Genomic DNA, 8390 nt, shown 5'->3' with positions numbered 1-8390 from the left:
CGATGACGGCCATCAGCGCGAGCACCGCCGGGTAACCCCACCGCCAGCGGAGCTCCGGCATGTTCCACGGGGAACTGTACGGGTCGAAGTTCATCCCGTAGATGCCGGTGATGAAGCTGAGGGGGATGAAAACCGTGCCGATCATCGTGAGCAGCGACATCAGTTCGTTCAGGCGGTGGCTCGCTGCGCTGAGGTAGGTGCTCATGAGCCCCGACGCCGTGTCGCGCATCGACTCGATCTCCTGCAGGGCCTGCTCCAGATGGTCGGAGCAATCCCGGAGGTACGTGCGCGTGGTGTCGCTGACGAGGGGAGAGGGTTGCTTGATCAAGGCCCGCAGCGCTTCCCGCTGCGGCCACAGGTGCCTCCGCAGCACCGACAGACGATTGCGGAACAGGTGCACTCGAGCGGGGAAGCGCCGGTTCAGCGCATCGTAGGCTCCGTCCTCCAGCTCGTCCAGCTCTTCCGCGAGGTTTTCGAGCACCGGGAACAAGCTGTCGATCGAGGCGTCGAGCAGGCGATACGCGAGAAAGTCCGGCCCCGAGTTTCGGATCAGACTGCCCGGATGCTCGAGCCGCTCCAAGACCAGAGCGAACGGAGATTCGCGATCGTTCCGGACCGTGATGACGAAGTCCTGGCCCCAGGCAATCCCCAGATTCCGGATGCTTCTCACCGTGGCCTGCGTGCAGAAGCGCGTGATCATGACCACGTGGTTGTCGTAGTGGTCGATCTTGGTGCCGTGATCGAGGTTGGCGAGGTCCTCGAGCGCAAGGCGATGAACGCCGAACCGCGCGCCGATCTCGTGAAGCGTCGGAAAGCCCGGCCGCCCGACGATATCGACCCAGAGCACCGGCGTTCGCCCCAGGCACGAACCGATCTCGCGCGCGTCGCGCAGCTCCCGCCGCTCGAAACTTTCGGGCCCGTATAGACAAGCGGTCAGCGAGACCGGCGGCCCCGTCTCCTCGGGGAGCCACCCGGGTCGTGTTCCCGGGGGAACGCGCGCGAGGGTTCCCTTCACCGACTCTCGAAAGCGACCGGCCATCGACCGACGTCCTCCCGCCGCATTATCGGCGAAGTGCGGGGCGTGAGGAAGGCTTCCGCTTCCGGGTCAGGGCCGCACCGGCCGCTTGGCCGTTTCGCCGACCTCGCAGCGGCGCCGGCAAGCTCACGGCACCCGAATCTCCCGGGGGGCGCCTCCGGCGGGCCGGGTGGCCGCCGGCTGGGATCGCTTGCCATAATCCCCGTTCACGCGCGCGGTCCGATGGGATCGGCCGCGGGTGCCGGAGGGCGGCCTCGCGGCGAAGCGGAATCGAGGAGCCCGGAGATGGAGCGTCGAACGTGGGAAGAGGCCTTCGCCCGTATCGAGGCGGAGTTCCCCCGCTGGGAGAAGGCGAAGGACATCGTCGACCAGTTCATCGACCTGTCGCTCAACTACCGCCAGTCGGGACATCCGGGCGGGTCCCGCTCGAAGGTGCACGCGCTGCTGGCGCTGCTGCTGTCGGGTGTGATGCGCTGGGACATCCGCCGGCCGGACAAGCCGTTCGCCGACCGCTTCGTGCTGATCGCCGGGCACACCTGTCCACTCGTGTACGCGACGCTGGCGATGCTCAACGAGACGCTGCGGCTCCGCTACCAGGAGACCGGAGACGAGCGCTACCTCGTCAAGCACGGAGAGCGCTGGCAGCTGACCTGGGAGGACCTCCTCACCCTGCGCCGGCGCGGCGGGCTGCCGGGGCATGCCGAGTTCGCCGGCAAGACGCTGATCTTCAAGTGGAACACGGGTCCCTCGGGCCACGGCTTCCCGCCGTCGGTCGGCATGGCGCTCGCGCTGAAGCGGGCGGGTGCGGGGGACGTGCGGGTGTTCGCGATGGAAGGCGAGGGGGGATACACGGCGGGCGCCGCGCACGAATCGATCAACTCCGCATGGGGCCTCGGTCTCGACAACCTGTTCGTGCTCCTGGACTGGAACGACTTCGGCATCGACGCCCGCCCGGCCTCGTCCGTCATGCACGGCACCCCCGAGGACTGGTTCGGGAGCCACGGCTGGCGCGTCTACGGGGCGGAGGACGGGTCGGCCTGGCCGCAAGTGGGGCGCGCGCTGCTGCAGGCCGTCTTCGATCCCGAGGCCGGCCAGAGACCGGCCTGCATCTGGTTCCGGACGCGAAAGGGGCGCGGCTACGGGAAATACGACTACGCATCGCACGGCTCGCCGCACAAGCTGAACTCGCCGGAGTTCTGGGAGACGAAGCGGGAGTTCCAGGAAAAGTACGGGGTGCGCTTCGAGGGATTCGGCGAGCCCGCGCCCTCCGACCCGAAGGCTCTCGCCGAGCAGGCCCGCGCCAACTTCGCGCTCGTGGCTCGGGTGATCAGGGACGATCCGGACTTCTACCGGGCCGTCGCCGACCGTCTCGTCGAGATCGGGGACTCGGTCCCCGACCGGCCGGCCGGGCTTCGGATCGACCTGTCGCGCAGCCCGTGGCAGGACCCCCGCCTCACCGACTACGAGAACTACCCCTCGGACATGTGGTTTCCGCCAGGCAGCCAGGTGCCCAACCGGAAGGCGCTGGCCAAGTGGGGTTCCTGGGTGAACTCGTGGGCGAAGAAGGAGTACGGCCGGCCCCTGTTCATCGCCATGTCGGCCGATCTGGCGGAGTCGACCAACATCGCCGGCTTCGGCAAGCCGTTCGGCGACATGGACAACTACGGTGTCTACCACCGAACGGAGAACCCCGAAGGCGTTCTCCTCCTCCAGGAGATCACCGAGTTCTGCAACGCCGGCATGTCCGGGGCCATCGCGTCGGTGAACTTCAGCGACGACCCGGAGCACGAGTGGAACGGGTTCGGCGCCGCCTGCTCCACCTACGGTTCCTTCAGCTACCTGAAGTACGGTCCCATGCGGCTGTTCAGCCAGCTCGCCCAGGACTGCGACTTCAAGGTCGGTCCGGTGATCTGGGTGGCGGGCCACTCGGGCCCGGAGACGGCCGAGGATTCCCGCACCCACTTCGGCGTCTTCGCGCCCTCCGTGACGCAGCTCTTCCCGGAGGGGCACGTGTGCGATCTGCACCCCTGGGAGGCCAACGAGGTTCCGGTGGTCCTCGCCGCCGGTCTGGCCACCGGGATTCCCATCATCGCTCTCCACCTGACACGGCCGCCGATCCAGATCCCCGACCGCAAGGCGATCGGCATGGACTCCCACTTCGCGGCCGCCAAGGGAGCGTACCTGATGCGCGACTACCGCCCCGGCGAGCCGAAGGGGGGATGCGTGATCGTCCAGGGGACGAAGAGCACGGACAACCTGATCAAGGCGCTCCCCGAGATCGACCGCCTCGGGCTCAACGTGAAGATCGTCGTCGCCATCTCGCCCCAGCTCTTCGCGCGGCAGCCCCTGGAGTACCGCGAGAGGATCCTCCCGGATGCGGATCGCCTCGACGCGATGGCGATCACCAACAGGGCCCGGGCCTCGATGCGGCCCTGGCTGCTGAGCGAGGTGGGCCTCGAGTACTCGCTCTCCGCCGACCGTGACGACCGCTGGCGGACGGGCGGGTCGGTGGAGGACGTGATGGAGGAGGCGGGCCTCGATCCCGGCTCGATCATCGAGGGGATCTCCCGGTTCGTCGCCGAACGGGAACGGAGACTCGCCCGGATCGAGCGCGCACTCGCCGGCGCGCGCGCCCGCTGAGCGGCGCGGCAGCGGGTACGACCGCCGCCGGGCGTCCTCGAGCCGTTCGCGCGTCCGGGCACGACCGCTTCCGCGGAACGCGCTCCGGCGCGGGGCGGAAGGTGCCGGCGCGAAGGTGCGCGCGGGCGCCCGGCCCTGCGAAGCCCGGGAAGTCCGGCGCGCCCGCCGCGTCGTATCGAGAGATCGGCCGCGGCCTGCCGCCCGGTCAGGAGTGGGGCCGCACAGCGCGCCCACCGGATGCACCTCGCCAGGAGAGCGCGCCCGGCCCCCGGCCGGCGAAGCGGTCGCGGCGGCTCCGGCCGCGGGTGCGGCGCCCGGAACGGCCGTTCGCCCCGGAGCCGGCTTCGAGCTGATCGGGGAGCGGCGCGCAGCGCGTCCGGCCGCGGTCCCATGCCGGGGCGTCCGTCCGGTGCGGTCCGAAGACGACGAGCCCGGCCGAGCGGAAAAGCGCCGGACTCGCGGGCCGGGGACACCGCCGGCCCGCGGCCGGATCGCGGGACGAATCGGGCAGCGCCGGGACCGCGGTGCGAGGGGTCGTGGCCCGCGCGATCCCGGTCAGTCGGCCGGCGACGGCGGCGTCGGGGGCTCGAACAGCGAGGTGGCGAATCCGGCGTCGATCTCGACGGCCTGCCGCACCAGCTCCTGTGTCGGCTTGCCGTTGGCGAAGGTCTTCTCCTTGAAGGGCACCTTCACCCCGGAGACCTCTCGCCAGTCCTCGAAGAGGACGTCGATCGTCGGCTGGGGGCCGGACACTCCCGCGATGCCCACGTAGCTCTCCTTCCGGGGCAGGTGCGTCTCCTCGTCGATGAAGATCCGGAACTCGCCGTTCGGCGTCGCGATCTCGACCACGCGGCACGGCCTCTCCCCGACCTTCTCGCTCCCCGCGGCGGTGATCTTCCAGTCGCGGTCGTCGAATACGGAGGCGAGGAGAACGGGCTGCCGCTCCAGAGTGCGCTTGACCTCGGTCTGCACCCCCTCGGACATCTCGTGCGTGTCGGGCGGCTGGCCGAGCGCTCCGCGGGAGCCGTCCCACACGGTCAGCAGGGACGCGTGCGGAAGCTGCAGCTCCTGCCGGAGCCGGCCGTCGGCCGTCATCCACTCCTTGACCTGCGCTTCGAACCGGCCGCGGTTCGTGTTGAGGAACGCCTTCGCCGTGCTGTGGAACTCTTTCACCCGCCGCGTCCCCAGCATCGCCTTCCGCATCTCGAGAAGCAGGGAGCGGGCATCCTGCAGCCCGGCCCCCTCGTGCGCGTCCGCGGCCGGGACCGGGGCGGTCGCCGTCAGCGCGAGGAGTGTGAGGGTTGCCGCCCGAACCGAGACACGCATCGATCGCCTCCTTTCGTGCGCCAGAGTTGTAGCCCGGCCGCGGGGGAGGCGCCAGCAGCTCGGCCTCCGAACCGTTCGCACCCTTCCGTTGCCGGCCGGTGCCGGCCCCGGTAACTTCAGGACGTTCCGCAGTGACGGGGGGCCTGCGGCCGGGCGTGCGGCCGGCCGAGGCTGAGGGCGACCTCGGGCCGCGCCGGGAGGCGAGCCATGGTGTCGTTCCGTTCCAGGTTGTTTTCCCGTGTCTTCCGATCGGTTTTGATCCTCTCCGCGACGGCTCCCGCCTTCGGGTTCAAGGCGCCGGAGGTTCCGTTCCCGCGGGATGTGGACGTCCGGTTGGCGGAGGGTTCGCTCGACTCCGCGCACCTGGAGAGGGCGCGGCAGGAGGTGGCGGGCCGCTTCCGCGCGGTGTTCGGCGAGCGGGCTCTCGCCCTCCACTGGGGCGACTTGTCGGACCGCCCGCAGCTCGCCCTGCGGCGCGACGGCAGTGCGCTCGCGGCGTTGCCGGAGGGGGGAGGGGATCTCGTCGACGACGTGCGCCGGTTCCTGCTCGGCGCGTCCGCGGCGTTCGGCTTCAGCGCGGCGGAAGTGGCCGCGCTGGCGCCCGTGCGCCGGTACCGGACCGCGGGCCTCGGCATGACCCATCTCGTTCTCCAGCAGCGGGTGGACGGGCTGGACGTCTTCGAGGGGCAAGTCCGCGTGCACGTCAACGAGCGCCGCGAGGTCACGGTCGTCGCCGGCGAGTACTTCCCCGGTCTCGCCCCTCCCGGGCCGCCCACGATCGGACCCGAGCAGGCGCTGGCCGCGGCGTCGAGGGCGATCGGGCTGAGCGGCACCGTGCCGCCGGTGCGGTCGGGACCGGCGGGCCGGGAGCGCCGCACGGTCTTCGAGCCGGGAACGGAGTACCTCGAGCCGCCCACCGCGCGTCTCGTCTTGCTGCCCGCGGGGCCCGGCGAGGCCCTCCTGGCCTGGGACGTGCGGCTCTGGGAGGCGGTCACCGGTTGGGACAACCAGTACCTCGTGCTGATCTCCGCCGACGACGGGCGGTTGCTCGTCCGCCGGCTGCTGACGCTCTACGCGGCCGATCCCTCGCAAGCGACGGGACTGGTGTTCGAGGAGGATCCTGAGGACGGTCCGCAGGTGAGTCGTCCGTTCGCGTGCGTCGCTCCGGACTGCGACCCGGCGATCGATCCCGATCAGTGGATCGACGCCGGCCAGACGCTGAGCCGGGGAAACGCGGTGTTCGCCCGCGCCGACTGGGGAGGGAACAACAACGACGCGATCAACCCGTCGGCGGACGGCGGTCCCGACCTGACGTTCGACTTCCCGTTCACCGACAAGTACGCGAAGACCGGGCGCATCGGGGATCGTGACGCGGCCATCAGCAACGCTTTCTGGGTGGGGAACACCTACCACGACGTCTTCTACGCCTACGGCTTCGACGAAGCCGCCGGGAATTTCCAGGACCGGAATTTCGGCCGCGGCGGCCTCGAGGGAGACCACGTCAACGTCGACGTGCAGGACTCCTACAGCCTCTCCTGGGTGCGCAACAACGCCAACTGGAACCCCACCCCCGACGGGACGCACCCGCGCACCAACTACTACCTCTGGACCAACCCCAACCGGGACGGAGCGTTCGACGCGAAGGTCATCTGGCACGAGTTCAGCCACGGCCTGTCGACGCGCCTCGTCGGCGGACCCGACACGATCTGCCTGTCGGGTCCGCAACCGGGAGGCATGGGGGAAGGCTGGGGCGATTTTCTCGGCGCTTCGCACTTCTCCTCGGCCGCCGACGATCCGGACGGGCCCGCGACGGTCGGCGAGTACGTGACCGGGAACCACCAGCGGGGTGTCCGGCGCTACCCCTATCACTGGGACTTCTCGGTCAATCCCCTGACCTACGAGGACCTTTGCGACAACGGAAGCTGTGAGGTCCACGACGAGGGGGAGATCTGGGCCAACGTGCTGTGGGGCGCCCGCCGGGAGATGATCCTCCAGCACGGCTTCGACGAGGGCCGGCGGAGGATCGAGCAGATCGTGGTCGACGCGATGAAGCTCTCGCCGTGCAACCCGAACATGGTCGAGATGAAGGATCTCATCCTGCAGGCGAACATCGACCGCTACGGGCCGGCTGACGACTGCCTCCTCCGGCGGGCCTTCGCGCGGCGGGGTCTCGGGCTCAGTTCGCGGAGCAACGGGACGGGACCCGACGCCACCGCCGCGTTCGACGTCATACCGCCGATCTCCGACGACTCGGTCAGGATGGCTGCCGACAAGCAGACCCTTCGCTGGTCGCCCCAGGCGGGCGCGATCGGCTATCCGATCGCCCGCGGCACCTTCCAGCAGCAGCCGGGCAACCTCTTCGACAACGCGTCGTGCGTGGGGGAAGCGGCCGGGGAGAGCTGGGTCGATCCCGAGATCCCCGCTCCGGGCTCCGGGTTCTACTACCTGGTGGCGAAGCGGGACGACTGCGGCCGTTCGGGGTTCGGCGACACCAGCTCGGGCGAGCCGCGCAAGGCCTCCGGCTGCCCGCAGTGAGGGGCAGCGGCGTCCCGAGGCGATCCGCCGCGGCGCCGCGGTTCAGGGCGCGGGGGTGACGTCGCCCGAGCCGAAGACGCTCTTGTGCACTTCCTCCGGGTTCCCGCGGTACGTGACGTCACCGCTGCCTCGGATCTCGCAGGAGAGCCGGCGCGCGGCGTACAGGTCCACGTCGCCGCTTCCGAGCACGCTCACCTCCGCCTCCTCCGCCCGAAGGCCGGCGAGGTCGACGTCGCCCGATCCCATGAGGAGGACCTCGACGCGGCGGGCCCGGCCGCTCGCGGTCACGTCCCCCGATCCTCTCACCTCGACGCGGAAGGAGTCGGCGTCCACGTTCTCGATCGTGACGTCCCCGGACCCGGCGAGGCTGACGCTCGTCAGCCGCGGCGTGCCCACCGTCAACTTCACGCCGTGGCGCGTCCAGTAGCTTCCGCTTCCGGAGATCCGGAGCGTTCCCCCGCTCACCTCGGTGGTGATCAGCGGGAGGATGTTGTCCTCGGCCGCCAGCCGCACGGAGGGCTCCTCCCCGACGTGGACCTCGGCGTCGGCCGCGCAGGCGAGCGACAGTCGCTCGAACGGCTCGACCTCGCGGCTCTCCTCGACGACGCGACCCGAGCCGATCACCGCGGCCTCCCCGTTCACGAAGACGCACCCCGCCAGCAGCCCGGGTGCCGCCCCCAGCGCCAGGATCGCGATGCCTTTCCTGCTCATCGATGCCCCCCGGCGGCATGGCCGCCGCCCGCGTGTTCGAACGTAGCACGCCGTCCCGACCCGCCCCCACGCCGCCCGGGTCGCCATTCCGACCGCTCGAGTCCCTCGGGCCCGCTCGCGCCGATCTCTCCCGGCGTTCCCT

5 protein-coding genes are annotated in these 8390 nt (G+C 70.5%); 2 read left to right on the top strand and 3 right to left on the bottom strand.

Annotated elements, in window-relative coordinates; genetic code table 11:
• Positions 1-1039: magnesium and cobalt transport protein CorA (gene corA, locus D6718_13755; protein ID RMG42538.1), on the bottom strand; the 1039-nt coding region annotated here is incomplete at its 3' end.
• Between the two features lie 318 nt (positions 1040-1357).
• Between corA and D6718_13750 the strand changes: the two genes are divergently transcribed.
• Entirely contained in the window at positions 1358-3676 is a 2319-nt protein-coding gene (locus D6718_13750; GenBank protein RMG42539.1) for a transketolase, read from the top strand.
• Between the two features lie 555 nt (positions 3677-4231).
• Here the strand turns inward: D6718_13750 and D6718_13745 are convergent.
• A complete protein-coding gene (locus D6718_13745; GenBank protein RMG42537.1) occupies positions 4232-5002 on the bottom strand; it encodes a hypothetical protein in 771 nt (256 codons plus the stop codon).
• A gap of 207 nt (positions 5003-5209) precedes the next feature.
• On the opposite strand from D6718_13745, the gene D6718_13740 reads away from it, so the two are divergent.
• Positions 5210-7537 carry a hypothetical protein gene (locus D6718_13740; protein RMG42536.1) on the top strand — a complete coding sequence of 776 codons (2328 nt, stop codon included), beginning with the start codon at positions 5210-5212 and terminating at the stop codon, positions 7535-7537.
• A 42-nt stretch (positions 7538-7579) separates the two neighbouring features.
• Here the strand turns inward: D6718_13740 and D6718_13735 are convergent, their stop codons facing one another.
• Positions 7580-8335 carry a DUF2807 domain-containing protein gene (locus tag D6718_13735; GenBank protein RMG42535.1) on the bottom strand — a complete coding sequence of 252 codons (756 nt, stop codon included), beginning with the start codon at positions 8333-8335 and terminating at the stop codon, positions 7580-7582.
• Between the last annotated feature and the right edge of the window lie 55 nt (positions 8336-8390).

The sequence above is a fragment of the Acidobacteriota bacterium genome (assembly GCA_003696075.1).
In the GTDB taxonomy this organism is placed as follows: Bacteria; Acidobacteriota; Polarisedimenticolia; order J045; family J045; genus J045.
The sequence above is the reverse complement of the archived record's forward strand: the minus strand, read 5'-3'. Positions and strand labels throughout refer to the sequence as shown.

Coding starts and splice junctions, on each gene's coding strand:
- D6718_13735 (RMG42535.1), bottom strand. CDS start 8,335: ATGGCGACCCGGGCGGCGTGGGGGCGGGTCGGGACGGCGTGCTACGTT.
- D6718_13745 (RMG42537.1), bottom strand. CDS start 5,002: ATGCGTGTCTCGGTTCGGGCGGCAACCCTCACACTCCTCGCGCTGACG.
- D6718_13740 (RMG42536.1), top strand. CDS start 5,210: ATGGTGTCGTTCCGTTCCAGGTTGTTTTCCCGTGTCTTCCGATCGGTT.